Annotated in this window: 19 protein-coding genes; 2 read left to right on the forward strand and 17 right to left on the reverse strand. The window is 66.6% G+C overall.

Translation table 11 applies throughout. From position 1 onward, the window contains the following. Nucleotides 1-2: 2 nt before the first annotated feature. From Cocul_RS09910 to Cocul_RS09920, 3 genes are read right to left on the reverse strand one after another with little or no spacing between them, the layout of a single operon-like run. Nucleotides 3-1,244, reverse strand: a complete 1,242-nt coding sequence (locus Cocul_RS09910; RefSeq protein ID WP_055123134.1) for a SidA/IucD/PvdA family monooxygenase — start codon at nt 1,242-1,244, stop codon at nt 3-5. Then, the gene (locus Cocul_RS09915) at nt 1,244-7,885 is read right to left on the reverse strand and encodes a condensation domain-containing protein (RefSeq protein WP_055123135.1); all 6,642 of its coding nucleotides are present in this window, start codon (nt 7,883-7,885) and stop codon (nt 1,244-1,246) included. The genes Cocul_RS09910 and Cocul_RS09915 overlap by 1 nt, the downstream gene beginning before the upstream one ends. A 32-nt stretch (nt 7,886-7,917) precedes the next feature. After that, nucleotides 7,918-9,486, reverse strand: coding sequence for an amino acid adenylation domain-containing protein (locus Cocul_RS09920; RefSeq protein WP_055123136.1), 1,569 nt, complete (start codon nt 9,484-9,486; stop codon nt 7,918-7,920). A gap of 81 nt (nt 9,487-9,567) precedes the next feature. Here Cocul_RS09920 and Cocul_RS09925 point away from each other — a divergent pair, with 81 nt between their 5' ends. Then, nucleotides 9,568-10,179, forward strand: coding sequence for a GNAT family N-acetyltransferase (locus tag Cocul_RS09925; RefSeq protein ID WP_055123137.1), 612 nt, complete (start codon nt 9,568-9,570; stop codon nt 10,177-10,179). Between the two features lie 89 nt (nt 10,180-10,268). On the opposite strand, the gene fepB is transcribed toward Cocul_RS09925, so the two are convergent. The 13 genes from fepB to Cocul_RS09985 all read right to left on the reverse strand — a co-directional run bounded on the left by fepB (nt 10,269) and on the right by Cocul_RS09985 (nt 24,934). Beyond that, nucleotides 10,269-11,312, reverse strand: coding sequence for a Fe2+-enterobactin ABC transporter substrate-binding protein (gene fepB, locus Cocul_RS09930; protein WP_055123138.1), 1,044 nt, complete (start codon nt 11,310-11,312; stop codon nt 10,269-10,271). Nucleotides 11,313-11,490: 178 nt separating this feature from the next. Continuing rightward, nucleotides 11,491-12,270: an ABC transporter ATP-binding protein gene (locus Cocul_RS09935; RefSeq protein WP_055123139.1), complete on the reverse strand. Its 780-nt coding sequence runs from the start codon at nt 12,268-12,270 to the stop codon at nt 11,491-11,493. After that, nucleotides 12,270-13,346, reverse strand: a complete 1,077-nt coding sequence (locus Cocul_RS09940; protein WP_055123140.1) for a FecCD family ABC transporter permease — start codon at nt 13,344-13,346, stop codon at nt 12,270-12,272. The genes Cocul_RS09935 and Cocul_RS09940 overlap by 1 nt, the downstream gene beginning before the upstream one ends. Then, nucleotides 13,343-14,377 (reverse strand): FecCD family ABC transporter permease, encoded by a 1,035-nt coding sequence (locus tag Cocul_RS09945; protein WP_245622216.1) that lies wholly within the window; start codon nt 14,375-14,377, stop codon nt 13,343-13,345. Before Cocul_RS09945 ends, Cocul_RS09940 begins: the two co-directional genes overlap by 4 nt. Nucleotides 14,378-14,636: 259 nt before the next feature. Next, nucleotides 14,637-15,812, reverse strand: coding sequence for a hypothetical protein (locus tag Cocul_RS12385; RefSeq protein ID WP_150114453.1), 1,176 nt, complete (start codon nt 15,810-15,812; stop codon nt 14,637-14,639). Between the two features lie 126 nt (nt 15,813-15,938). Beyond that, the gene (locus Cocul_RS12390; protein ID WP_150114454.1) at nt 15,939-16,238 is read right to left on the reverse strand and encodes a hypothetical protein; all 300 of its coding nucleotides are present in this window, start codon (nt 16,236-16,238) and stop codon (nt 15,939-15,941) included. A gap of 53 nt (nt 16,239-16,291) precedes the next feature. Beyond that, nucleotides 16,292-16,831 carry a hypothetical protein gene (locus Cocul_RS09955; protein ID WP_055123143.1) on the reverse strand — a complete coding sequence of 180 codons (540 nt, stop codon included), beginning with the start codon at nt 16,829-16,831 and terminating at the stop codon, nt 16,292-16,294. 288 nt (nt 16,832-17,119) lie between these two features. Then, nucleotides 17,120-19,429: a phosphoribosylformylglycinamidine synthase subunit PurL gene (gene purL / locus Cocul_RS09960; protein ID WP_055123144.1), complete on the reverse strand. Its 2,310-nt coding sequence runs from the start codon at nt 19,427-19,429 to the stop codon at nt 17,120-17,122. 11 nt (nt 19,430-19,440) lie between these two features. After that, entirely contained in the window at nt 19,441-20,112 is a 672-nt protein-coding gene (purQ, locus tag Cocul_RS09965; protein WP_055123145.1) for a phosphoribosylformylglycinamidine synthase subunit PurQ, read from the reverse strand. Next, nucleotides 20,109-20,354, reverse strand: a complete 246-nt coding sequence (gene purS, locus Cocul_RS09970) for a phosphoribosylformylglycinamidine synthase subunit PurS (protein ID WP_055123416.1) — start codon at nt 20,352-20,354, stop codon at nt 20,109-20,111. The genes purQ and purS overlap by 4 nt, the downstream gene beginning before the upstream one ends. Nucleotides 20,355-20,422: 68 nt before the next feature. Then, a complete protein-coding gene (locus tag Cocul_RS09975; RefSeq protein ID WP_055123146.1) occupies nt 20,423-21,136 on the reverse strand; it encodes a DUF2334 domain-containing protein in 714 nt (237 codons plus the stop codon). A 42-nt stretch (nt 21,137-21,178) separates the two neighbouring features. Next, nucleotides 21,179-22,651 carry a cation:dicarboxylate symporter family transporter gene (locus Cocul_RS09980; protein ID WP_055123147.1) on the reverse strand — a complete coding sequence of 491 codons (1,473 nt, stop codon included), beginning with the start codon at nt 22,649-22,651 and terminating at the stop codon, nt 21,179-21,181. 153 nt (nt 22,652-22,804) lie between these two features. Next, entirely contained in the window at nt 22,805-24,934 is a 2,130-nt protein-coding gene (locus Cocul_RS09985; RefSeq protein ID WP_055123148.1) for a S9 family peptidase, read from the reverse strand. Between the two features lie 166 nt (nt 24,935-25,100). Here Cocul_RS09985 and Cocul_RS09990 point away from each other — a divergent pair, with 166 nt between their 5' ends. Then, the gene (locus tag Cocul_RS09990; protein ID WP_055123149.1) at nt 25,101-26,048 is read left to right on the forward strand and encodes a virulence RhuM family protein/type II toxin-antitoxin system death-on-curing family toxin; all 948 of its coding nucleotides are present in this window, start codon (nt 25,101-25,103) and stop codon (nt 26,046-26,048) included. 18 nt (nt 26,049-26,066) lie between these two features. On the opposite strand, the gene Cocul_RS09995 is transcribed toward Cocul_RS09990, so the two are convergent. Then, the gene (locus tag Cocul_RS09995) at nt 26,067-26,660 is read right to left on the reverse strand and encodes an aminotransferase class IV (protein WP_055123150.1); all 594 of its coding nucleotides are present in this window, start codon (nt 26,658-26,660) and stop codon (nt 26,067-26,069) included. Nucleotide 26,661 lies beyond the last annotated feature (1 nt).

Consider the following 26,661-nt stretch of genomic DNA (forward strand, 5'->3'; position numbering starts at 1 on the left):
TTTTATAGTCCTTTCACGCCGGAGACGATTCTATCGGAGAGTTCGCCCAGGCAACTAAGGTTGGCAAAGCCCGGCCCCTGCCGATACCCCGCCAGGGTGGGCAGGAAGAGCCTGCCGTTTAACCCCTCGAAGCGCAGGGTGGCGTCGATACGCTCCTCAATGTCCTGGGCGCGCACCGCCCGCCAGTCGGCAGCACCCGCCTCCCGGGCCAGGCGCTCGCGGGTGCCGGGTTCCAGGTACGCACCGAACCACAGCGGGGAATTACCGCGCGCGTCCACCACCAGATCCGCGAGCACGCTGCCCTCGTGGGCGATACCCCCGGCCTCGGTGCGCCGGTACCGCACCCGCAGCGCGCCCTCTGATTCCTCCACCGCACGCACCGTGCCGCGACGGTGCTCCACGCGCCCATCGCACCCCACGCGCTGCTGAATCCGCACGGAATACACGCTGCGATCCGTGCGCCCCAGCAGGTCGCGCCGGGCGGGCTCGTCTAACTCCTGCCAGCGGTGGGGATCGGTGTACAGGCGGTTTTCAAACTGCCCCTCGCCTCGGGTGAAAATTGCCGCGCTGGGCGAGATCACGGTAATCTCCCCCACCCGGGTATCCAGGAGCTGATCCACCACGCTGGCCGAGGACTCACCGGAGCCGATCACCGCCACCGAGGCCCCCTCGGCGGGGCGCTGCCCCCAAAAGTCCGCCAGGGAGCACACCCCCGGCACCCGCGCTATCCGACGCGCGCTCGACCCCGGCCCCGTGACCATGAGGCCGCGCGCGGTCAAACGGCCAGCGGTGGTATCCACCTCCCAGTCCTCTGCCAGGCGCGCGCTGGTGACCTCGGCCGATAGCACCGAGATGCCCAGGCGATCCACCACCCATTGCAGATAATCCGCCCACTGCTCGTGCAGCGGGGCGGGACGGCCGCGATCAATCCAGGCGGCGAACTCCCCGCGATCAATCAGGAAGGCCGCCCAGCCGTGCCGGGCCAGCGCCTCGTCCACCTCCCCCGAGCGCGCCCCCGCCACGCGGGTGCGGTAGGGGAATCCCACGTCCTTCTCCGGCGGGGTGCCCAGGCCGTGACGGCCATCCGTCCACCCGCCGCGCGCCCGCCAGTGCCCGCCCACCCCCAACGGGTCCACCAGCCGCACCGAGGGCGCGGGGCAGCCGAGTTCGCGCAGCACGGCGGCCTTGGCCGCCACCGCCACGCCCTTGGGGCCCGCGCCCACCACGAGTAGATCCACCGTCATTAATGCTCCTCCTGCTTGGTTTCTTGATTGGTTTCCTGATTGCTTGACGTGTTGCTGTGCTTACTGTGCTCGCTGTGCGCTGCACCCGCCGTGGCGAACGCCGCTTCCTCAGCCCGCGCGAGCGATTCCGCAAGGAAGGGCGCCACCACGGCCCACCCCTCGGGGCGCACGAGGCCAAAGTGATCCTCGTCCACCTCCAGGGTCTCCACCCGGGCCCCTGCCCGCTCCCACGCGGCCTCCGGGTCCCAGCCCTGGGGCCCACCGGCGTCCCCGCGCAGGCCCACCACCAGGTGCACCGGGCCCCGCCACGGAACCGGAGCCGCCTGGGCCATGAGGCGGCCGCTGGCCACCAGGTTCTTTTCCACCAGTTCCCGCAACACCCCGGCGTTATCCGGCAGATCAAGCAGGCCGTCCACCAGGGGGGTGGGATCGGACTGCTCGGGCAGGCCCTGCGGGCTTACCCCCACCGGGTAAGAATCCAGAATCCCCAGGAACGCCACCTGCTCCGGGCCGCCCAGGGCGTGCGCCACCGCGTGCGCCAGCACCCCGCCAAAGGACCAGCCCGCCAGGTAATACGGCCCCTGTGGCTGCTCGGCGCGGATCAGCGCCACCACATCGGCCACCGCTTGATCCAAGGTGGAGTGCTCCATCACCCCGGCCCAGGTCACCGCGCGCACCCGCAGCGGAATCCGCGCCGCCAGCTCCCCCCAGGGGGTATGGATACCATCGCCCGGGGGCATGCACCACAGCGTGCGCGCCCCGATGGTGCGCACCACCAGGGGGCTTGCCGACGCCGCCCCGGCGTCCTCCGCGCTCCCCGCCGCAGCGGAGTCACCCGCACCGAGACGCGCGGCGATCCCGCGCGGGCTGCCCCCGGCGAGAATATCGCCAATGCTCAGTTCCAGGCCCGCGCGCTGAAGGCGGCCCAGCAGGCGCACCGCCAGCAGGGAATGCCCTCCGGCCTCGGTGAAGTTCGTGCCCGGGGAGACCTCGCGGCCCAGCACCTCCGCCATCTCCGTGGCGATCAGGGCCACAGTGGGAGCAGGAGAAACAGCAGGGGTGGCTGCGAGCGGGGCGGCACCGGGTTCCGGTTTAGCCGCGGCCCCCTGTAGCGCGGCCTGTGCCGCGGGCGGCTCCGCGCCACGGGGCAGCGGCTCACCCAGAAAGAAGCGCAGCGCCTCCCCCAGGCGGCGCGCCGCCCACCCGGCGCGGCCGGAATCCACCAGGGCGGGCCGATACGCCAGCACCACGTCAAAGTCACGTCCCGGCTGCGCCAGCACGGTGATGGGATAGTGCGTCTGCCCCAGCGATTGCGTGCCCGCCACCACCAGATCGCCCTCCGGGTTCGGGGCGGGGGCGTTCTCATAGACCACGATGGTGTCAAAGAGGCTCCCCGCCTCCATGTCCGCCACCGAGGCCGCCGTGTGCCCCGACATCTCCGCGCGGGCCGCGTGGTGCTCCCGCAGATCCGCCAGGGGATCGCCAGTGAGCCGAATCCGCGCGGGCACCGTGGCGGCAAAGAGGCCGATCATCTGCGCCGTCTCCGGCACCTCCGGGGGCCGCCCAGAGACCGTCACGCCGCACAGCACCTCGGCCTCCTGCCCGGTCATCTCCGCGAGCACGTAGGCCCAGGCCACCTGCAACAACTCCGCCGGGGTGGCCCCGGCGGCGCGCGCCGCCGCCACCAAACCGGCCTCCTGCTTCCGGGTGAGGGCCACGGGGATCGCACGCTCCCCCTCCTCGTGCGCTTCCCCGGGGGCGGAGGCGGGCTCGGCCACCAGGGTGGGGCGCTCCACCCCGCTCAGATGGGCACGCCAGGCCTCCCGATCCGCCTCCCGGCGCTGCGCCAGCCAATCGAGGAATACCTCCGGCTGGGGCGCGGCGGGCAACTCCTCCCCGTGATAAAGGGCAAGCAGCTCGCGGATCATGATCCCCGTGGACCAGCCGTCGGTGAGCAGGTGATGCCCGGCCACGATCAACCGCAGGCCGCCGTCCTCGTGCCAGATCGCCGTGGCGCGCACCAGGGGCGGGTGCGCCACGGACACCTGGCGGGTGGACTCGCGGCGCAGCAGGTGATCGGCCAGGGCGGGCCAGGATTCCTCGCCGCGCACGTCAATCGCCCGGAACGTTTCGGGCCGCTCCCGCGGAATGAACTGCACGGGGTTCTCCCCCGTGATGGCATCGAAACCCGCGTGCAGGGCGGAGTGCCGGCGCAGCACCTCCCGCCAGGCGCGCCCCAGGCGAGGAATGTCGATGACACCGGCTACGCGCAGATCCACGCTCATCGCCAGGGCATAAGGGTCCGCGGCGGCGCTCAGGGTGTGGAAGAGCAGGCCCTCCTGCTGCGGGCTCAGCGGCAGCACCCGCTCGATGGGGCCGTAGCGGCGCTCCAGGGCGCGGTGGGAGGCATCGCCCACCCCCGCCCGGCGCGCCACGAGCAGGTGATGCAGCCGGCGCAGCACCTCCGTATGCACCTCCGTCACCTCAAAGCGGGAGGGGTCGGCGGTGTACTCGATGCGGGATTCCGCCAGAAAGACGTTCACCGTCAGGGCCTCGGTGAGCCTGCGCTGCGGGTGATCGGTCACCCGAAACTCCCCGGTGGCGGGGATGACGTTGAGCACCACCTGGGGCTCGCGCAGCCCGATCCCGTGCAGGGCACCGGCCGGGTCTCCGTGGGCCAGCCACCCGTATCCCTCCCCCGCGCCGGGAATCGCGCGGCGAGCATGCCGGGCGGCGGCTACGGCATCGGCGGCGTCCGCGAGGGGATCCTCGCTGTGGTTAACCTCCACGGCCAGGGGGTGCTCGATGGTAAACCAGCCCACCGTCGCGGCATCGCGCTCGCGGCCGTGGCCCTCCACCCCGATGTATCCCCCGACGCTGAGGGCCAGCGCGGCCAGCATGGTGGCCTCCGGCTCCTCGGCCAGCGCCCGCGCGGCATCGGCGGGAATATCCAGGCTGCGGCAGACCGCCTCGGCGCGGGCGGGCAGGGTTTGCCCCACGCTCACGGCACCGGCGCGCTGCACCCGCGCCCATCGGGGAATCTCCGCGCGGTGATCGCGCCGGGAGGAGCGCAGAGCGTGGGCACGCCAGGCGTCGGTAGTGGCGGGGAGTTTCCCGCCGCGCAGAAGCCGGCGCGCCTCCGCGCGCAGGGTGGCCCAACTGAGCGCATCGACGGCGCTGTGGTGCACCACCAGGCCCAGTCCCCCGCCGCGCAGGGCTACCGCGTGCACCATGCGCCCGGCCTCGGGCGCCAGCAGGCCGGGGCGGGCGGCCACCTCCGCCAGGTTTTCCACGGGGGGTTCGCCCACGTACTCCTCGATCCCGCCCAGGATCGTGCGCGGAACGAGGTATTCCCCGGAAGCCCCGTCCAGGATCATGCGCAGCGCGCCGTGGGCACGCAGCAGGTGGCCCACCACCTCGCGCAGGGTCTCCGGGCTGATCTGCGGGCCGGGGATCTCCGCGTACTGGGCGAAGCCCGCCCACGCCTGGGGGGTGGGGGCGGCGGCGCGCTGCCGGGCGGCCACCGGGCTTTCCGGCAGCGCGCCCACGGGCAGGAAGAAGTCCCGGGCCTCGCGATCTTCCGGCGATTCCCGGGTCATGCCGGAGGCGATCCGCCCCAACGGAACCCCCGCCAGCAGCTCCTTGGGCACGATCTCCCAGCCCTGGCCGCGCAGCTGGGTGGCCACCGTCAGGGCGCTGATGGAATCCCCGCCCTGGGCGATGAAGTCCGCCCCCGCGTGCATGGCGGTGCCGGTTTGGTCCGCGCAGGCCGCCAACAGGGCGTTCTCCGCCTCGCTGCGCGGGGCGGAATCGGCGGGCCGATCCCCCGCCGGGGTCTTAGCCTCATCCTCTGCCAGCGCCCGCAGCCGCTTGCGGTCCACCTTGCCGGAGACGGTGGTGGGCAACTCGGCCAGCAGCTCCACCCGGCCCGGCACCACGGCACCCGGCAGGCGGGCGGCCGCATGCGCGCGCACGGCCTCCGGGCTGGGTTTGGCCCCGGCTTCCGGCACCACCCAGCCCCGCAATCCGGCCCGGCCCTGCACCGTCACCGCTGCCGCCGCTACTCCCTCGGCGGAGAGCAGCGCGGCCTCCACCTCACCTAGCTCCACGCGGCGGCCGTTGATCTCCACCTGATCGTCCACGCGCCCCAGGTACTCGTATCCACGCCCCGGCACCCAGCGCACCACATCGCCCGTGTCATACAGGCGCTCCGGGCCCCGGCGCGGGTCCACCGTGGCGGTGATAAAGGCGGCCTCGGTGGCCTGGGGGTCGAGGTAGCCGCGCGCCACCTGCGGGCCCGCCAGGTACAGGCGGCCACGCTCAAAGTCTGCCGTCACCCGCCCGGGCTCCCCGCGTTGGTTCTCCACGAGGGCATAGGCCCTCATGCCCGCCACGGGTGTGCCGATCACCGGCGCGCCGGGGGTGACCTCGGCCATGAGCGCGTCAATGCACGTCTCCGTGGGTCCGTAGGCGTTGATGGCCCGCAGGCCACCGGCGGCGAGCCTATCCCACAGCGCGGCGGGTAGCGCCTCCCCGCCAAGCACCAGCACCTCAAGATCGGGCAGATCGTCCAGGCCCGCCGCCATGAGGGCTGAGGCCAGGGAGGGGGTGGTATCAAAAACCGTCACCCGATCCCGGCGCAGCGCGCTCAGCGCGGCCTCGGCGTCCGTGGCGATCTCCTCCGGGTACAGGCGCACGCAGTGCCCGGCCAGCAGCCACAGCAACTGGTCGAGCGCGGCGTCGAAGGCAAAGCTCGCGGTATGCCCCACCACCGAGCGCGGGCGCCGATACAGGCCGCTCAGGTGCCCGGCCAACAACGCCTCCAGGTTGCCCCTGGTGATCTGCACGCCCTTGGGCGCACCCGTGCTGCCGGAGGTGAAGATCACGTAGGCCAGATCGTCCGCCCGTGGTTCCGGCAGGGGCGAGGGGCGCTCCGGGAGCCGATCGCGGCCCGCCACCCACGCTGCCCCGAGCGCACCGATGATGTGCTCGCGGCGGGCATCGGGGGCCCCGGCCTCCAGGTAACTAAACGGCACGCCGGCATACAGGGCCGCGAGCACCGTGACCACCAGCTCCGCATCGCGCGGGAGGTCGATGGCGATGCTGCCGCCCTTGGGCAGGCGGCGGGCGGTGTCCACCACGCGACGGTGCAGTTCCGCGCCGCTGAGGGTACCGCCCGGCGCGATCAGGGCGGGCTCGGCGGTGTCCGCGAGGGCGTCGATGAGGCCCCGCAGGTTCGCCCCCGTCGTGGGCTCGGGGACACCCGCGCGGGCGTCGATACGCTCCACCTCGCTCGCGCCCGCCCCCAGGAGGGCGTCGATGTTCCCGGCCTCCCCGCGTCCATAGCGCACCAGGAGATCGCGCAACTCGCTCAGCCGACGCCGCGCCACCGCCTCCGGGACGCGCGCGGGATCGGTCTCCAGGCCCAGGTCAATCCCGCCGTCGCCCGAGGGCATGACCACCAGGCCGAAGTCCTCCGGCGGCCCGCCGGCCACGTTGCGCAGTACGCCGGGTGTTCCCGCGAAGTCAAAGCTCACGGGGAAGATCTTGGCGTTCACGCCCATGCCGTGCAGCAGCGCACCGGCCCCGGGAACCCCCAGGTCGCGGGGCAGGTTCTCGCCCCGGTAGCGCTGGTGTGCGCGCAGAGCACGCAGGCGCTCCTCGGTGGCGCCGAGCAGGTGCGCCACGGTGTCTCCCCCACGCACCGGCACCAGCAGGGGCAGCACGTTGACCGCCATGTGCGGGGTGGCCCGCTGGGCGGAGGAGGCGCGCGCCATCATCGGCATGGCCAGGCATACGTCCTCCCCTGGGCGGCCCTGGGTGTGCCACAACTGCGCGGCGTACAGCGCCACCAGGGCGGTGACCCAGGTGCTGCCCATCGCCTTTGCTGCGGCCGCGCAGCGCTCCTGGTCCTCGGCCGAGAGGCGCACGGTGGTGGTGATGGCCGTGCCCGAGGTCTGGGCCCCGCCCGTGGCGGCATTGAGGCGCTCGCGCGCGGCAAGATCGGGCAGCGGGTCGAGCAGACCACGGAAGAACTCCCGATCCTCCTCGGCCTCCGGTGATTTTGCGTAGGCGGCGTCCTCCGCCACGATCTGCGCCAGGCCCACACCCCGGTAGCGCTTGGGGAGCTTGCCCGTGATCGCCGCCGTATAGTGCTCTGCGATCCGGCGGGTGAGCAGGGTGGCGGAATAACCATCGACGATGAGGTGGTGGTAGAGCTGAATCACCCAGGTGCGCCGCCGATCGAGCCGCAGCACCTCGTAATAGCACAGCGGTGCCTCCGGCAGGCCGCTCGTGCGCTCGGCCAGGGTGGTCCTGGCGGCGTCGATACGCGCCTGCGCCAGGCGCTCCGGGTGCGAATGATCGCGCAGGTCCCGCACCACGGGCGGCGCGATCTCCTCGCTCACGTACTGGCGCGGCTGCTCTCCCTCCTGGGGCGCGAGCACGCGGATGCGCAGCGTCTCCACCTCCCGCTGGGTGGCCTCGATGGCCGCGCACAGGGCGTCGGTGTGGATCTCTCCCTCTAGTTCAAGAACCTCGCCCACCACGTAGAGGGGAGAGAGGGGGTCGATCATCTGGGCGTCAAAGATTCCTCGCTGCGCGCCAGTGAGCGGCAGCGTGGTGGGATCGGGCGTGCTCATCAACGAGGCAGCACCTTTCTGTTTGAGGGCGATTAACGCTGGGTGGGCAGGGCGCGGCGGTCGAGTTTTCCGTTGGCGCTCAGCGGCAGGGCATCAAGCGGCACGAGGTGGGTGGGCACGGCGTAGGCCGGAAGCGCGCCCTCAAGGTGCGCGCGCACGGCGGGCAGCCCCACCGGGTTGCCTTGCGACGCCCCGGTGACGTACCCCCACAATTCCTCACCCACCAGGCGCGCGGCGGCACCGCGCACCCCCGGCGCCGCGCGCAGGGCGGCCTCCACCTCGCCTAACTCCACGCGGTTGCCGCGCACCTTGACCTGGTCTCCCAGGCGACCCCGGAACTCGTACATGCCCAGGGCGGGGTCAAAGCGCACCAGGTCACCCGTGCGGTAACGGCGCTGCCCGTCCGGGCCGCTAAAGAACGCCGCCGCGGTGGCCTCGGGGCGGCGCAGGTACCCGCCGCCCACCTGGGGGCCTCCGATGATGAGTTCCCCGATCTCCCCCGGGGGCACCTGCTCCCGGCTCTCCGGGCGGCAGACCTCCACGATGACCTCCGGCTCAGCATTCCCCAGCAGGGCCTGGCCGCCGCGCAGCGGAACCTCCTCGGTATATTCCACCCACATCACGTCCATCGCAGCCTCCGAGGGGCCGTAGAGCCCGTGAAGCCGGGCGGGGGTGCCCTCACGCAACCGCGCCACCAGGTCCGCGGGCACGGCCTCCCCGCCGAGCAACAGGTGCCGCAACGAGTCCATCTCACCCGCTTCCACCCCGGCCTCAAGCATGGCGCGCACCATGCTCGGCACGATGGAGAGCACCGTGACCCGGTGGCGGTGGATCATGCCCAGCAGAGCGCGGGAATCGCCCGGCCACCAATCATGAGGCGGAATCACCATCGTCCCGCCCGCCACGAGGGGGCTGAGCATCTCCGCCACGCCCACGTCAAAGGCCATCGGGGCCTTGTTCAACACCGTGTGCCCCTCGCCGCCAAAGACCTCCCCCATCCAACGCAGATGCAGGGCCACCCCGGCGTGCAGGTTGATCGCGCCCTTGGGCTTGCCGGTGGTGCCGGAGGTGTAGATGATGTACACCGGATCCTCCCCCGTGATCGGGCGCGCCGAGGTTACCCCTGTGTTTCCCGCCCGTGCCTCCGCGTGGATGTCCTCCCGGATCGTGGGATCGCCCAGGTCGAGGGTGGGGACCCCGGCCGGGGCTTCCATCGCGGCCATCTGGGTTATCTCCGGGCAGGATTCGTGCAGCACGGCGTCCGGCGCGCAGTCGGCCAGCAGCTCCGCGATCCGCGCGGCGGGGTAGGAGCGGTCCACCGGCACGTACACGCCCCCGGCGCGCAGCACCGCCACGGCGGCGATCACCTGCCAGGCCGATCGCCCCGCCACCACGGCCACGCGGCGCCCCGGCGCGATCCCGGCGGCGACGAGCCTGCGGGCCAGCGCCCCGCTGAGCGCGCTCACCTGGGAATACGTGAGCGTTTCCCCCCGATCCACGATCACCGCCGGGGCCTCGGGTGTGCGCGCGAGGGCGCGCTCTAGGAGTGCCGCCACCGTGCTCCTGGCGGGGGTGGCGGTGGGATCGGGGGAAGAATCCATGCAAGTGCCTTTTACAGATATACGTATGACGGATAAGTTTACTAAGGATAGATTTACCAAATATAGGAGGAGACGGCACCCATGACCCCTCACCCCGCGCCGGAAAGCGTCCTGCATCGCCTGCGTACCGACGTCCCCCCGGAGGCCATCGCCCCGGCCCCGCCCCGGCTACCCGAGTTCGACGGCCGCTACCAGATCCGTGCCGCCACGCCCGCGGACGCCGGACTCATCGCGGACTGGATGAACCGCCCCCACCTGGCCGAAACCTGGGAGCAGGCGTGGAGCGAGGAGCGCTGGCGGGCCGACCTCACCGCGCGCCTTTCCGGCACCTACTCCCTGCCGGTGATCCTCTCCGTGATCGATCACACCCCCACCGAGGTGGGCTACCTGGAGGTCTATTACCCCGCCCGCGATGACATCAGCTACTGCTTCGAGTGCGCCCCCACCGACCTGGGCCTGCACTTCGCCGTGGGGGTGGAAGAACTCACCGGGCGCGGCTTCTTCCGCCCCTTCTTCAACGAACTCCCCACCGCCCTGCTACGCGCAAACCCCCAGGCCACGCGCGTGATCGCGGAACCAGATCACCGCAACGCCCGCGTGCACTCCATGCTGCGCAAGTCCGGGTGGAAAGACCTGGGCGAATTCCAGCACCGGCCCGATCGGCGGGTGCGAATCTTCGAGGTACAAGCATAGCAAACGCACAAGGAGGTGGCCCCGGGATTCCCCAGGGCCACCTCCTTATCGCTTTGCTTCCTGCCTCGCGCTAGGCGCGGTTTCTCCCCTTAGGAGAAGTTCTCTTGCAGGTGCTTGACCAGATCCTGCGCGGCGATGGCGTCGATGCGGAAGAACTCACCATCCAGGCCGTAGACGCGATCCTCGGCCACGGCGGTGGCCTCCGCCAGCTGCTCGTTGGTGCGCACCTGCTCATCGGCCGGGGTACCCGGATCGATGTTGAGCACGAACACGGTCTTGCCGTCCAGGGCCAGCGGCACGTTCTCCGCGCTCACGGCCTTGACGTCCGAGCGCGCCGAGCCCTGGGCGGAATCGCCCACCAGGTCATCGCCTGGCACCGCCAGCTCGATGCCGAGGTCGGTGAAGATGCGTCCCTGCGCGGACTCCTCGGTGAAGAAGTTCACCGCGCCCTCCGGGGCCAGGGCGATGACGTTCACCGGCCCCTCGATCTTGATCTTGTCCTTGGCCTCCTTCACGGAGTCCTCGTACTTGGAGATGACCTCATCGGCCTTATCCTCCAGACCCGTGGCCTTGGCCACCTCGCGGGTGGTCTCCTCCCAGGACTGGCCGGAGTAGTCGATCACCTGCACGGGAACCACGTCCTTGAGCTGATCGTAGATCTCCGCGCCGGTATCGGCGCCCACGTTGGACATCACCACGAGGTCCGGGTTCTGCGCCAGGATCGCCTCGGCGCTGGCGGAGCCGATGGTGAACAGGGACTCCACGTTCTTCTCCTGGGCCAGCTTGTCCCAGGAGAGGCCGAAGCCGGTCTCATCGGCAAACATCGGTGCCTTGGGGTTGCCGCCGCCGGAGCCCACCACGGGGGCATCGAGGGCCAACAGCGCGCCGGTGAGGCTCACGGAGGCGGAGACGATGCGCTGCGGCTGCTCCTCGATGGTGATCTCGGTGGGGTGCTTGTCCTTATCCTGCGTCTCGATGGTGCGCGGGAAGGAGGAATCGGAAGAGCTGCTCTCCGAGCCCTTCGCGGCGGAGTTATCCGAATCCTCGCTGGAATTGGAGCAAGCCACGAGGCTTACCGACAGCGCGAGGGCAGCGGCGGCCGCCGCGACGCGGCGGGTCACAGAGAAAGTCATAGATTCTCCTCAAAAGAGTATGGAGATACCAATTAGGGTAAAACAGCCGGGCGCCAGGCGGTGTCAACCTTATGGCCCATGCTGTCTTCCAGCATAAGGTTACTCTACCCAAACCTGAAATAAATCATATTAGGTTCACAGAAAATCGCAGAAACTATGACCTTTCTCACTAAACCTCCTAGCGGGGCACCACCAGCGGCCCCCCGCTCACCGGGTCCTCCACCACCACGGCGTCCAGGCCAAAGACCTCCGCCAGATTCCCCTCCGTGAGCACCTGCTCCGGCGCACCGGCGGCCGCCAGCGTCCCCGATCGAGACAACAACACCAGGCGATCCGAATAGCGCGCGGCCAGGTTGAGATCGTGCAACACCATCACCGCCGTGCGCCCGCTCTTATCGCGCAGATCCCGCACCAGGCGCAGCACCTCCACGGACGTGGACAGATCCAGGTACGTGGTGGGCTCGTCCAACAGCGTGGTGGGCGTGTCCTGCGCGATCGTCATGGCGATCCACACCCGCTGGCGCTGCCCCCCAGAAAGCGCCGAAAGCGGCCGATCCGTGAGATCCGTCAACCCCGTGGTCTCGATCGCCTGCGTGACCACCGCATCATCCTGGCACGACCACTGCGCCATCCAGGACTGATACGGGTGCCGCCCGCGCGCAATGAGCTGGCCCACCGTCAACCCCGGCGGGGCCACCGGGGTTTGCGGAAGGAGCGATAACTCCCGCGCCCGCTCCTTCCTCGGCCACTGCGCGATCTCCCTGCCCTGGAAGGTCAGGGAACCGCCGTGAGCCAGCAACCCGCACATGGACTTCAACAGCGTGGACTTCCCGCAGCCATTGGGGCCGATCAGGCAGGTGACCTCCCCCTCCGCGATGTCCACGTCCAGATCCTTAATCACCTGGCGCTCCGCGTAGCCGGTGCGCAAGCCCCGCGCGGAAAAAAGTGGCTGGCCCATCAGATGGTTTCCTCTCGACGAGTACGGAAGATCATGTACAGCAGGAACGGCGCACCGATGAACGCCGTCACCACACCCACCGGCAGCTCCCAGGGCAGCACCACCCTGGCCAGCAGGTCCGCGCCCAACAGCAGGGTACCGCCCAGCAGCGCCGAAAAGATCAGCGGCGGCGTGGGCGTGCGCGCCAGGGCGCGAGCCAGATGCGGGGACACAAAGGCGATGAACCCCACCGGGCCCGCTGCCGAGACCCCCACGGCCGCCAGCACCACGGCGGTGAGCAACTGCACCAACTGGGCCACCTGCACCCGGTGCCCCAACACGTGCGCGGTGGTCTCCCCCAACACCAAGGCGGAAAGCTGGAAGGCCAGCCACCCGCCCAGCGCCACGGCCAGGAGCAACACCGCCAGCGGCGCCCAGGCGTGATTCCAATCCCTGCCGTTAAGCGAGCCGGTGAGCCACATGCGCGCCGAGGCCGCCCGATCCAACTCCGCGTACGCCAACAACCACGTGGTACACGAGGACAGGAAGATCGACGCGCCCACGCCGATGAGCACCACCTGCAACATCGAACTGCGCGCGGGCCCCGCCAGCAACCAGATCAGGATTGCGGAAAGAAGGCCGCCGATGATCGCCGCCCCCGGCAGCCCCACCGTGCCCAGCACCGTGGTGGCCCCGGCCTCGATCACGCCGCCCTGGCCCGCCCCGGCAAAGACGATGACCACCACCGCCGCGAGCGACGCCCCCTGGGTAATACCCAAAATATCCGGGCTGGCCAGAGGGTTGCGCGCCACCGACTGCGTGAGCGCTCCCGAGTACGCCAGGGCAGCGCCCACCACGCAGGCCACCACCGCACGCCCCAGGCGCATGTCAAAGACCACCGTCTGCTGAATCTTGGTGCCGCCCCCGGCAAACACCGAGACCACCTCGCCCAGCGTCATCCGGTACTCCCCCTGGGTCACCGCCCAACACACCCCCGCCGCCATGAGCACCACGGCGATCAGCATGCACGCCAGCAGGCGCGGATTGACCCGCCAGGAGACCGGCCCCAGGCGGAATACTCTTCCCTGCTTTTTCATAGCGCACCCCCAATCCGGCCGCGCCGCACCAGCCACACGAACACCGGCACACCAAACAACGCCAGCACGATGCCCATCGGCAGCTCACCGGGGGCCACCACCACGCGGCCCAAAATATCCGCCCCCAGGGCCAACACCCCGCCCACCAGGGCGGAGAGCGGAATCACCAGGCGATAATCCGGCCCCGTGACGCTGCGCACCATGTGTGGGGCGGCCAGGCCGATGAAGGCCACCGGCCCGGCGGCGGCCACCGCGGCGGCCGTGAGCGCCGCGATCACCACCACGCCCCCCGCCTGAGCGCGCCGCACCGAAACGCCCAAGGCATGAGCGCTCTCCTCCCCCAGGCTCAGCAGGTTCAACACCGGCCCCAGGGCAATCGCGGCCACGAGCGCCACCGCCGCCAGAGGGGCCACCACCGTGACCGTGGAAAAATCTCGCCCCGCCACCGAGCCCGTGGCCCAGGTACGCAGCACGTCTAGCACCCGATCATTGGTAATCACCAGGGCGTTGACCACCGCCATGAGCAGCGCGGAAAGCGCCGTGCCCGCCAGCACAAAGGCCAGCGGGCTGCCCGCCGTGGGACCGGAGGAAGCAAGCAAGAAGAGCACGGCGGTCACCGCCACCGCCCCCAGCATCGAGGGCCACACGTACCCCGTGGCGCTATCGAGCCAGCCCAGGCTCACGCCCACCGCGACGGCCGCCGCCGCGCCCGCTCCCACGCCCAAGATGCCGGGATCGGCCAGCGGGTTGCGGGTAAAGCCCTGCAAAAGGGCTCCGGCCGCGCCCAGGGCCAGGCCCGCAAACAGGGCCAGGAGGGTACGCGGAATGCGCTGGATACCCAGCACCAACTCCACGTCATCAGCCCCCGGCTGTTTGCTTGAGGCGTAACGCAACCCCCCCGGGATGGCTTCCCACACCTCGGAAAAGCCCAGGGCACGCGCGCCCGTGAGCAGACTCAAGAGGATCAGTGCGGCGATGAGCACCGGCACCGCGACCCCTACGGCCACGGCGCGTGTGCGAGGAGAACCCACGGCGGCTCCTAGATAACGCAGGAACAAAAGGACTCAGGAGAGTATAACCTAAGCCCCGCCGTAGTTGAACCAGGTTTCCTACGACTGCTCAGAGATTCCATAGAGTCTGAACGGGGAAACACCATACGCTAGATTCGGCCAAAAGGATTTACGCATAACCCTGGCAATGCTCACCAGGTTATCACTGTCTTTACCGGATCGTACCTCGGTTCTCCAGTTATACCCTTCAAGAGGGCTGGCCCAAATATAATACCCGGAATCAAATTTGACCGGAATGGCCTTTGGCTCCTCTTCTTTCTGCCCCCCCATTCTCAAGATCTATCTCCGCAGCACCATCATCACTCAACAAGAACAGCGACTTCCCTGCAGCGCTAGCCCAAACAATACCTTGCCCACTAAGAACATCTTCACCAACGCTATAGACTTCTTCTCCACTGTCTATGTCATACACAAAAATATCATCAGCACTGTATTCCCCGTCGTAACTGTTGGTTATTGTTAATAGATTATCTTGCATCCTAGAAAGAGCCACTTTTCCAACCCCCCGCATGCACCACGATTTAACCGGGTCACCATCAGATGCTGTACAAATTTTTTCCGGAATTTTTGCACGATCGGGAGAAAACGAGTCTCCAGACACGAGTTTTCCAAATGAGTACTTCAAGGGATCGAAAACTACCATACCCTTGCCTGTCGGAGCAAAAAGGGCTCCGCCCACACCCGACCTAACTCCACTGCTAAAATATTTACCATCCTTACTAGCACCATAAGATCGAAGCTTAGCGTTGGGACTGCTAGAAGAAAACGAGTCGCTTTCCCCAAATTTTACATTCTCAAAGGCGTCTAGCTTGATGAGATGCGCTTCAGATTCAGCAAGATCACCGAATTCTTTACTAGATTCATCATCCCTCACATCAATAAAACTGGAATCAACCTTCGGGATATAAAGATCCCCACCGTAATTGAATGCATGACCATACTCAGATACACTATATTTCCGCGCAACAATTTCACTTCCCTCGGAAATGAAATCAACATTAGTGATAAGTTCATCGCCAATATATTCAACGGCACTATCGCCAGATTCTCCCAGGTGTGAAACTTTTTTCATCTGAATAGAACGCTGAGGCCTATCTTCACCATAGTTACCAACACTCTCGCCAGATCCAACTCTGGGAACATCATAGAATCGAGTATCATCAACAGTAACCCCTCCACGACCATTATAATAGTCTTCCCGCAAAAAGAATATATCTTCTTCAGAAAAGGCTACTGGCTCAACAGAGACTATACCACCATCCCCATATTTAGATTTTGGAAAATCAAAGTAGATAGAACTTTCCACCTCATCGTTAGCAGCATCGATCTTCCGAAGAAAAACGCGGTTCCCCCCTTTCTCAATACCATTAGGCTTCTTTTCAACAACATCTACCACTGAGAGCTTAAGCTCTCCATCAATGTTCTGGACTGCACATTGAGACTCATAGTCTTTTAGACTATTTTCCGCTGGATCATACGATACGGTATAGTTATTTCCATCTGAAGGGTTGACTATGCGATGTCACGATGAAGAATTGCAATGATCGTATACACCACTTGCAATTCCATTATTCTCATCGTAATCGTTAGAGTATTCTTTCAGCGGAATTTGGATCCCCTCTTCAGTCAAGCGCTCATCTAATACTGAAGAGTCCATGTCCAAAACGGCACCCACATAAGCGATTGGTTCCTTACCGGAGAAATCCGATGAAACTTCTCGTATCTGATCCCCTGAATCTGAAGAGCATGATTCAACAAGCACTACCGGAACTAGTAGAGCCGTAGCCAATTTCCGTTTTTTGAATAAAGGAAAAATGAACATATTTCCACCTTAAGGCAATAGACCTAACTCAACCAGGGCTATAAAAATTAGCCTCAAACCTCAGCCCAGCTCGTTCCGCCAGAAGACGCAGAGTATATAATTTCATTCACCTTGTTCTTAAACTGAGTCAACTTATCCTTGTCAAGGATGGACACCGTGCACTCATTCCTCCCGCCACCGCTATTCGTTACTGCAAAAGAAGAGGATATAGCATTTAGCGCACTTGCAGTGAAAAATCCTCCAAGGAGTATCAAGATGAACCCGAGTCCCACGTTGCCCGCGATCTGCCCAAATCCAACAAGAACGAACACCAAAGCCAGCAATCCAGAGAATAAAAGCTGTCCGAACTTAACCTTTTGCGAGGTAGTAACACCAGCAACAGAACCCACCGGCATTGCCATTTCCTCAAAGCCCAGCGGAATTATCCCAAATACGGTATTGGGATACCGGATCAGTATTCTTTTATTAGTGACAACCATGGTCGTCCGGAGCCAGAAAAGTGTCAGAGTCGGGCGGAATTTCCGAGCGTACAGTCCTTTCTCCCCCGGAGCTAGAATGATGTCACTCTCGCTGGCAACTTGAGAAGCATCCATAACTTTCCTTCCAGTTAAATCCAAAGACTCAGCAAGTAGTGCAAGATCTACTCACACCACGATTTCTGATCGTTACTCCACCTCGAGTAGCTGAAGATCAGATACTTATACGAACCATTCCAGTTAGCTCTACGCTGGCCTTATCAAGGAGACTACCCCCCCTAAGTGTCAAGCCATACCGACTTTTTCTATGGCCCCACCACAAAAGAAGTGAGTGCCCATGCCTAGTATGAGCACTCACTAAAGTATGAAAGAACGTACCAAGCTATCTTGGTTTCCGATCCTCCCCTACTCCACCACGGAGTTCGCCCCCACGGCGTGCCCGAAGAGCTCCGGCAAGGTGGCCTCCCAGGCCTCGCGCAACTCATCGAGGGAGACCTCCAAGGCCGCGCTATCTGCACTATCGACGCCGCCGATGCGCAGCGTGCGCCCCTCGGCGGTGCCACCGATACGCAGGCACGGCACCCCAGCCTCGGCCGCGCGGCGCTCCAGGGAATCCGCGCGATCGCCCGTGGTGGCCACCACGGCGCGGGAGGCGGACTCGGAGAACAGCGCCACGTGCAGATCCGCGTGCACCCCGGAGAGATCCAGATCCAGGCCACGCCCGGAACGCAGCGCCATCTCCACCAGGGACTGCGCCAGGCCGCCCTCGGAGACGTCGTGCGCGGCGGTGAGCAGGGTGTTGCTCACAAAGAAGTCCGCCAGGCGTTCCTCGTTGGCCAGATCCACGCGCGGGGGCATGCCCTTGAGTTCGCCGGTGGTCACCTGCTGGTAGATGGAGCCCCCGAACTCCGCCTCGGTGGCGCCCAGCACGTAGAGCACCTCGTCCTCGGGCACGGTGCCAAGGTCGTGCCCGATGGCGTGATGCACGTCCTCGATCACGCCGAGCACGCCCACCACCGGGGTGGGCAGGATCGGGGTCTCGCCGGTCTGGTTATAGAAGGAGACGTTGCCGCCGGAAACCGGGATACCCAGTTCCTTGGAGCCATCGGCCAGGCCGTGCACGGCCTCGCGGAACTGCCACATCACGTCCGGGTTTTCCGGGGAGCCGAAGTTGAGGCAGTTGGTCACCGCCACCGGGCGGGCGCCCGTGACGGCCACGTTGCGGTACGCCTCGGCCAGGGCCAGGCGCGCGCCGGTGTTCGGGTCGAGGTAGGTGTACCGCCCGGAGGCGTCGGCGGAGACGGCCACGCCTCGGCCCGTTTCCTCGTCGATGCGCAGCACGCCGGCGTCGGAGTTCTGCGCTTTGACGGTGTTGCCCCGCACGTAGCGGTCGTACTGGTTGGTGATGTACGCCCGGGAGCACAGCGCCGGGGAGGACACCATCTGGCGCAGCGTGGCGGCCACGTCGCTCGGGGCGGGCACGGCGGCCTCCTCCTGCACCGCATCCTGCCACTGCGGGCGGGCAAAGGGGCGCTCATACACGGGGGCCTCGTCCGCGATGGTGGCCGCCGGGGCGTCCACCACGATCTCCCCGCCGTGGCTGATCACCAGGTGATCACCCTCGGTGACCTCGCCGATCTCCGCGCAGGTGACGTCCCAGTGCGCGCAGATCTCACGGAAGCGCTCCACGTTCTCCGGGGCCACCACCGCGCACATGCGCTCCTGGGACTCGGAGGCCAGGATCTCCGCGGCGGTCATGTTCTTGGCCCGCAGCGGCACGGCGTCCAGGTTCACCCTCATGCCGCCGTCGCCGGAGGCCGCCAGCTCCGAGGTGGCGCAGGCCAGGCCCGCGCCACCCAGATCCTGAATGCCCACCACCACGCCGGCGCGGTAGAGATCCAGGCAGCACTCGATGAGCACCTTCTCCGCGAAGGGATCGCCCACTTGCACAGCCGGGAGTTTGCGCTCCGCGCCGTCCTCGAAGGTATCGGAGGCCAGGACGGACACGCCGCCGATGCCGTCCAGGCCCGTGCGGGAGCCAAAGAGCATGACCTTGTTGCCCTTGCCGGAGGCAAAGGCCAGCTTCAGATCCTCCACCTTGAGGGTGCCCACGCACAGGGCGTTGACCAGGGGATTACCCGCGTAGGTGGGGTCAAAGACGGTCTCGCCGCCGATGTTGGGCAAACCGAGCGAGTTGCCGTAGTGCGAGATTCCCTCCACCACGCCGGACAGCACGCGCTGGGTATCCGGGGCGTCGGCAGGCCCAAAGCGCAGCTGATCCATCACCGCGATGGGGCGCGCGCCCATGGCCATGATGTCGCGCACGATGCCGCCCACGCCGGTGGCGGCGCCCTGGTGCGGCTCCACGTAGGAGGGGTGGTTGTGGGACTCCACGCGGAAGGTCACGGCGTTGCCGTCGCCCACGTCCACCACGCCGGCGTTCTCCCCGATGCCGGCCAGGATCTTGGAGTTCATCTCCTCCGTGGTGGTCTCGCCAAAGTAGCGCAGGTGCACCTTGGAGGACTTGTAGGAGCAGTGCTCGGACCACATCACGGAGTACATGGTCAGTTCCGCGTCCGTGGGGCGGCGGCCCAGGATCTCCTTGATCCGTGCGTACTCGTCATCCTTGAGGCCCAGCTCGGCGTAGGGCTGCGCGGTATCCGGCTCGGCCGTGGCCTTGGCCACGGTGTCGTTGAGAACGTTCAGAGCGGTCATGGCTTCTCCCTTCACGCGGCAATCGAGCCGACGGCGGATAGGAACAACTCCAACCCGTCCGTGGACGGGCCGGTGAGCGGGTCAATGGCGTGCTCGGGGTGCGGCATCAGCCCCACGATCCGCCCGGTGGGATCGGTGATCCCGGCGATGGCGTTGAGGGAACCGTTGTAATTGTCCGTGTAGCGGAACACCACGCGGCCCTCGCCCTCCAACTCCTCGATGGTGCGGGCGTCCGCCTGGAAGCGGCCCTCGCCGTGCTTGGCGGGAATGAAGATCTTCTGCCCCTGCTCCAGAGTGCTCGTCCACGCGGTATCGGTGTTCTCCACCGCCAGGTAGGTATCCGTGCAGTGGAAATGCAGGCCCTGGTTCCGGGTGAGCGCGCCGGGCAGCAGGCGGGCCTCGTTGAGGATCTGGAAGCCATTGCAAATACCCAGCACCGGCATGCCGCCGCGCGCGGCCTCGATCACCGCGCGCATCACCGGAGCCAGCGCGGAGATGGCCCCGCTGCGCAGGTAATCGCCATAGGAGAAGCCACCGGGAACCACCACGGCGTCCACGCCGCGCAGATCCTCGTCTGCGTGCCACAGGCTGACAGCCTCGGCCCCGGCGTAGCGCACGGCGCGGGCGGCATCGACGTCGTCAAGCGTGCCGGGGAAAGTAATCACCCCGATGCGTGCCGTCACTTGGCCTCCTCCACATCGACGATCTCGAAGTCCTCGATCACGGTGTTGGCCAGCAGCACCTCAGCCATCCGCTGAATGTCCTCGCGGGTCACGGTGTCATCCGCCTCGATCTCAAAGCGCTTTCCCTGGCGCACATCGCTCACGCCGGATACGCCCAGGCGCCCCAGCGCACGCACCACGGCCTGCCCCTGGGGGTCAAGGATCTCCGCCTTGGGCATCACATGAACTACTACACGGGCCACGGTCATTCCCCTATATCTCGCACGTTCTTCAATTACGCCCACAGAGTACCTGTGCGCGGCGGGCTTTCCTACTTCCCGCGTACCCGGCCGTAGGTCACCGGCACCGCCCCCTGATCCAGGGCCGCGCGCACCGCGCCAACGAAGTCCCGCGCCACCTTGGGCTCACACAGATTACGGGCAGAGGCCGAAAGCCGCACCACCTTGCCGCGCTCCGCTCCCCGGCGCGCCGCCGCGATCACGTTGCGCCGCCACCAGCCCGGCGCGCCAAAGCCCTCGCCCACCGAGAGGTTGCGTGAACGCACAAACTCCCACTGCTGCTCCGCGCTTATCGACGCCGCCCCCGCGCCCCCCACGTACACCCCCTTGGTGGAGCCCACGGTGTGAAAGCCGAACTCCGGCAGCACCGCGAGCGTGCCGGGGGATAGCCGCCAGCGCGGCGGGGCGAAGATCGGGGTGGTCAGGCCCAGTTTTTCCAGCTGACGGGTGGCCCCGCGCAGCCGCAGCCGCGCCTCGTGCTCCTCCAACTGCGCGAACTCCGCGCGGCGCCCCTGCACCGCCTGGTCAAAGCCGTTGAGGATCCACTCCGTGCCGCCCTCGATGCGTTCGTTCACCCAGGCCAGGGTGGCGGCGTCGCGGGAAAGCCGCCAGGTGCCGTCGATATGCGGCGCGATGAGGAGGGAAACGGGCACCCCCTGCCCGTCGAGTTCCTCCACCACGGATTGCGCCGCCCGCCTGGTTTCCTCGAAGATACTGGAGATAGACACCAGGAGTTGCGCGCTCATGCCCGCGATTATCGCACAGCGCCGCGCCGGGCGCGCGGCGGATTACTTGTGCTGGGGGTAATCGTCCAGGTTGACCTGCGGGGTGGGCTGCACGCGATCCTGGGCGGGGTTGGTCACGGAGGGGTCGCGGCGGAAATCGCCGTGCTCGTCATCGTCCTCCGAGGGCACGTACGGCAGCTCCCCCACCAGCACGCGCTGGGCGCGATCCTTATCCAGGGTGCCCGTCCAGGTGCCCACCAGCAGGGTGGCCACGGAGTTACCGGCAAAGTTGGTCAGGGCGCGGGCCTCGGACATGAACTTGTCAATGCCCAGGATCAGATCCACGCCGCCCAACAGCGCCGGCTTATACGATTGCAGGCCCGCCGCCAGGGTGGCGATGCCCGCGCCGGACACCCCGGCCGCGCCCTTGGCCGCGATAATCATGAAGAGCAGCAGCCCCACCTGCTCTCCGATGCTCATGGGCATGTCCATCGCGTCCGAGATAAAGATGGCCGCCATGGTGAGGTAGATCGCCGTGCCGTCCAGGTTGAAGGAGTATCCGGTGGGCACCACGATGCCCACCGTGGACTTATCCACGCCCACGTGCTCCATCTTGCGCATGAGGTTGGGCAGCGCGGACTCAGAGGAGGAGGTGGCAAAGATCAGCAGGAACTCCCGGCCCAGGTACTTGACCAACTGGAAGATAGAGATGCCGGTAAAGACCTTGAGCACCAGGCCCAGCACCACGAACACGAAGAGGAAGCAGGTGATGTAGAAGGCCAGGATGAGGTAACCCAGCTGGATCACCGCGCTAAAGCCCGTGCCGCCCACCACGGCGGCGATCGCGCCGAAGGCCGCGATGGGAGCCAGCCACAGAATCCAACTCAGGATGCGGAACACCAGCGTTTGCAAACTGGCCACGAAGCTCAGGATCGGCTCGCCCTTGCGCCCCAAGGACTGCACCGCGAAGCCCACCAGCAGGGCGATGAAAAGCACCTGCAAGATGGAGACGGTATGCCCGGGGGAGTTATAGGAACCCGTGAACGCGGAGAAGAAGGAATCCGGGATGATGCTCTGGATAAAGTGCATCGCCCCGCCAGCCTCCTCGTTCGTGTCGAGGGCCTTTTGTACCGTGTCGCTCACCTCATGCTCTTGCACGTGGAGGCCGTCGCCCGGCTCCAAGATATTGCCCACCACCAGGCCGATGAAGAGCGCGAAGGTGGACATGGTGAGGAAGTACGCCAGGGCCATGCCTCCGGCGCGGCCCACCGAGGCCGCCGCGCGCACCGAGCCGATGCCCAGCACGATGGTGCAGAAGATCACCGGGGGCACGATCATCTTGATGAGATCCACGAACATGGTGCCCAGCACCTTGAAGTTCACGGCCACCTCTGGGGCCACCAAGCCCAAAGCGATGCCCGCCACGATGGCGATAATCACGGCGATGTAGAGCCAGTGGGTGCGATCCTTGCGCGGCTTTTTGGGCTCGGCAATCTTCGGCGCGGCATCGTACGCGCCGGTGGAGCTAGGAGACATCAGCTTTCTCGATTCAGCATCCGGGGGTAGAACACGTCACCCGCATTATCGCCCCCACCCCACCCATGCCCCAATTCACTCACCGGGAATGGGGGTAGCGGGTATCACCCCCACTTTCGGGTGAGTGCCCCGTCTCCTTGCAGTTATGCGCCGCTATGACTCCCGCCCCGTGGCCTTATTCACCGCCCAGGCGTACTCGAAGGCCGTCTGCTTCCAGCGGGCGTACCGGCCCGAGACCCCGCCGTGCCCAGCGGACATCTCCGTCTTGAGCAGGAACTCCCCGCCCGTGGCGGTGGCCCGCAGGCGGGCGATCCACTTGGCCGGCTCCACGTACAGCACGCGGGTATCATTAAGCGAGGTCACGGCCAAAATGTCCGGGTAGGCCTTGGCCTCCACGTTCTCATAGGGGGCATAGGAGGCCATGTAGTCATACACCTCCGCGTTGTGCAGGGGATCGCCCCATTCCTCCCACTCGCCCATCGTCAGAGGCAGCTCCGGCATGAGCATGGAGGTCAGCGGGTCCACGAAGGGCACGATGGCCTGGATTCCGGCGAAGCGATCCCCCGCCATGTTGGCCACCGCCCCCATGAGCATTCCGCCCGCGGAACCCCCCTCGGCCACCATCGTCTCCGGGGCGGAAAGGCCCCGGGCAATGAGGTCATCGGCCACCGCGATGTAATCGCTGAAGGTGTTCTTCTTCTCCAGTATCTTGCCGTGGTCATACCAGCCCCGGCCCATCTCCCCGCCGCCGCGCACGTGCGCCACGGCGAAGATCATGCCGCGATCCAGCAGGGAGAGCCGGGAGACGGAGAAGGCCGGGTCCGTGGAGGCCTCGTAGGAACCATAGGCGTACAGCAGGGTGGGGTTGGGGGCGGAGGTATCCAGATCCGCGCGGTGTATCACAGAGACGGGGATGCGGGTGCCGTCGGCGGCCTCAGACCAGAGCCGATATGCGGTGTATTCGGCGGGGTCGTAGCCTCCCAGCACCTTCTGTTGTTTGCGCACCACGCGCTCCCCGGTGGCCACCGTGAGGTCGATGACCTGCGCGGGGGTGATAAAGGAGCCGTAGCTCAGGCGGATCACCGGGGCGTCCCACTCCGGGTTGCCCAGCACGCCCACGGTGTAGAGTTCCTCCTCGAAGCCCAGTTCCACAAAGTCCGTGTAGCCCGCATCATTGAGCACCATGACGGCGGCGCGGCCGATCTCGGAGCGTCGATAAGCCACCACGATCTGCCCGGCGTAGGTGTCCACGCCCTCCACGCGCACCTCCTCCCGGTGCGGCAGCAACTCGCGCAGATCGGTGAGGGCAGGCAGCGTATTCCCGGCGCCCGCCGCGCACTCGCCCACCGCAAAGTTCGGGCCGGTGGCGTTGTGGGTGACCACCCAGCGATCCTCCCCCGCCACCACGGCGTGATCCACGGAGTATTCCACCCCACTCTGCCGGGGCCACAGCACCTCGAACTCCCCCTCGGGGTTCTCCATGTCCAGCACCCACGTCTCCGAGGTGATCTTGGAGGCCGCCTCGATCATCAGATACCGCTCCGAGCGCGTACCGCCCACCCCGGTGCTAAACCTCCCGTCGGGCTCATGGAACACCCGCACGTCCGCCTCCTGCGGGGTGCCCACCTTGTGCCGCCACACGGAGTCCGGCCGCCAGGACTCGTCCACGCGCTGATAAAAGATGTACTCCTCCCCCGCCCAGGTGGCCCCGTAGAAGATTCCCTCCAGGCGATCCGCCAGGAGTTCGCCCGTGCTCAGATCCTTAATGTAGAGGTCAAAGCGCTCATCGCCTGCCGTGTCCACGGAATAGGCGAGGTAGCGCCCCGAGGTGGTCACGCTCGACGCCCCCAGGGAAAAGAACTCGTGCCCCTCCGCCAGGGCGTTGAGATCCAGCAGCACCTCCTCGCCCGGCACCGCGCCCTCCTCCGGGATCTCCGGGGGCGTCCAGGGATCGTGCGCCTCGTCCACCGGCAGGCGGCAGGACAGGCCATAGTCCTTGCCCTCGATGGTGCGCCCGTAGTACCAATACCGCCCCGCACGGGTGGGCACGGACATGTCCGTCTCCTGCACGCGGGACTTGATCTCCCCGTAAATCGCCTCCGTGAGGCCCTTGAGGTGCGCGGTGCGGGCCTCCGTATAGGCGTTCTCCTCCTCCAGGTAGGCCAGGGTATCCGGGGATTCCTTGTCCCGCAGCCACTCATAATCGTCCACGAACTCCCGGCCGTGGTGCCGGCGGGTGATCGAGCGGACGGGGGCCACGGGTGCTTGTACGTTCTCAGGCATGGAGTCGATGGTAGCGCTTATCGACGCCCTCCTTCCGCGCGCAGCACTCGCGCCTGGCGATACCCCCATCCCTTTCCCTCGTACACATTTTCGATTATACTGACGGTCGGCGGCCTCCTCCACGGAGCCGCACACCGTACTGGGGGCACGTTTTTCGGAGGGAACAATGCCACACCACGCTTCTTCATCAGTAGAGCTCTACACCTCCCACAGCGGCGAGGTCACCCTGGAGGTGACCGCCTCGGGAGGGGACGTCTGGCTGAACCGGCGGCAGCTAGCGGCCCTGTTTGGGCGAGACGTCAAGACCATCGGCAAGCACATCACCCGCGTACTCAGGGAGAAACTGGAGGGGATGGCAGTTGTCGCAAATTTTGCGACAGTTGCCAGCGACGGCAAGACCTACCAGGTTGAGCACTATAATCTGGACATGGTCCTCTCCGTGGGCTACCGGGTGAAGTCCACTGAGGGGGTACACTTTCGGCGCTGGGCCAATACCATGCTCAGGCAATACCTGGTGGAGGGGGCGGCCCTCAACGAACGCCGCCTGCACGAACTCCAGCGCATAGTGGAGATCATGGGACGCTCAGACAATCAACCGCTTTCGGGAGCCGCCGACATCATCACCCGTTACCTACCGAGCCTCACGCTCCTCCAGGATTACGATAACGGCGCGGTGCCCGCCGAACCTCGCACCACCGCGCAGTGGGTTCTTACCGTCGAGGAGGCCCGAGGCGTCATAACCCGCGTCGCGGCCGAGTTCCCCGATGATGCGCTGCTGGGGCACGAGCGCGGCGATACCCTCTCCGCCGTGATCGGGGCGATCTACCAGAGCTTTGACGGCCAGGATCTCTACCCCACGGCGGAGGAAAAGGCGGCCAACCTGCTCTATCTCATAGTCAAGGATCACCCGCTATCCGATGGCAACAAGCGCAGCGCCGCCGCCCTATTCATCACCTTCCTTGACCATCACGGGCTGCTCACCGATGCCTCCGGCCAGCAACGCATAGCCAATAACGCGCTGACCGCGCTCACCCTCATGGTGGCCATGAGCCGACCACAGGAAAAGGATCTGATGACAGCCATGCTCATCCGCATGCTCACCGAGGCCGAGTAGCCCGATGAAGGCCCCGTGCTACCGCCACCCCACCACCTCGGTGGCTCCGTGCAGGCTGCTCAGCGCCCAACACCTCATGCTCGGAGCCTCGACGAGGGGCACGGCCTCCGTGCGCACCGGCCCCGGCCAATCCTCCACCCATAGTTGCTCCGTCACGCCCGGCAGGCGCGGGCCCGGCGGGCGGATCAGCGTCTCGCCTCGGGCGAAGAGCAGCGTGGCGGTGGCCGCCTCCACCACCGCGCCGTCGCGGTGCAGCACGGCGTCGTCCGCGCCTCGTGCCCTTGCCTGTGCGCGCAGTTCCAGCAACCCAGCCATGTCCGGCCCCTTATGCTCGGGGTGTTCCCGTTCATCGGGCCGCTCGGGTACCCAGAGCACGGTGGCGGCGCGGCGCGGGGGTACCGGGCGCATGATGAAATCCCATTGCCCGTTCATCGCCTCCGCCTTGGGAAACCACTCTCCCCGAGCCCACGCACAGGCCCCCCGTACTTCGCTCAGAAAGGACTCCGGCGGCGCGGTCTCCAGCAGCGTTCGGCAGGAGGCCGCAAACCGCTCCAGGTGCAGGTCCAGGCCCGCTACCTGCCCATCGCGCACCAGCCAGGAGTCCATCACCATC

This window comes from Corynebacterium oculi (assembly GCF_001412105.1).
In the GTDB taxonomy this organism is placed as follows: domain Bacteria; phylum Actinomycetota; class Actinomycetes; order Mycobacteriales; family Mycobacteriaceae; genus Corynebacterium; species Corynebacterium oculi.

Excerpts from the sequence above, each read along its gene's own strand:
- Cocul_RS09975 (WP_055123146.1), bottom strand. The coding sequence starts at position 21,136 with ATGAGCGCGCAACTCCTGGTGTCTATCTCCAGTATCTTCGAGGAAACC.
- Cocul_RS09920 (WP_055123136.1), bottom strand. The coding sequence starts at position 9,486 with ATGGATTCTTCCCCCGATCCCACCGCCACCCCCGCCAGGAGCACGGTG.
- fepB (WP_055123138.1), bottom strand. The coding sequence starts at position 11,312 with ATGACTTTCTCTGTGACCCGCCGCGTCGCGGCGGCCGCCGCTGCCCTC.
- Cocul_RS09910 (WP_055123134.1), bottom strand. The coding sequence starts at position 1,244 with ATGACGGTGGATCTACTCGTGGTGGGCGCGGGCCCCAAGGGCGTGGCG.
- Cocul_RS09985 (WP_055123148.1), bottom strand. The coding sequence starts at position 24,934 with ATGCCTGAGAACGTACAAGCACCCGTGGCCCCCGTCCGCTCGATCACC.
- Cocul_RS09915 (WP_055123135.1), bottom strand. The coding sequence starts at position 7,885 with ATGAGCACGCCCGATCCCACCACGCTGCCGCTCACTGGCGCGCAGCGA.
- Cocul_RS09980 (WP_055123147.1), bottom strand. The coding sequence starts at position 22,651 with ATGTCTCCTAGCTCCACCGGCGCGTACGATGCCGCGCCGAAGATTGCC.
- purL (WP_055123144.1), bottom strand. The coding sequence starts at position 19,429 with ATGACCGCTCTGAACGTTCTCAACGACACCGTGGCCAAGGCCACGGCC.
- Cocul_RS09940 (WP_055123140.1), bottom strand. The coding sequence starts at position 13,346 with ATGAAAAAGCAGGGAAGAGTATTCCGCCTGGGGCCGGTCTCCTGGCGG.
- Cocul_RS09935 (WP_055123139.1), bottom strand. The coding sequence starts at position 12,270 with ATGGGCCAGCCACTTTTTTCCGCGCGGGGCTTGCGCACCGGCTACGCG.
- Cocul_RS09925 (WP_055123137.1), top strand. The coding sequence starts at position 9,568 with ATGACCCCTCACCCCGCGCCGGAAAGCGTCCTGCATCGCCTGCGTACC.
- Cocul_RS09995 (WP_055123150.1), bottom strand. The coding sequence starts at position 26,660 with ATGGTGATGGACTCCTGGCTGGTGCGCGATGGGCAGGTAGCGGGCCTG.
- Cocul_RS12390 (WP_150114454.1), bottom strand. The coding sequence starts at position 16,238 with ATGTTCATTTTTCCTTTATTCAAAAAACGGAAATTGGCTACGGCTCTA.
- Cocul_RS09955 (WP_055123143.1), bottom strand. The coding sequence starts at position 16,831 with ATGGATGCTTCTCAAGTTGCCAGCGAGAGTGACATCATTCTAGCTCCG.
- Cocul_RS09990 (WP_055123149.1), top strand. The coding sequence starts at position 25,101 with ATGCCACACCACGCTTCTTCATCAGTAGAGCTCTACACCTCCCACAGC.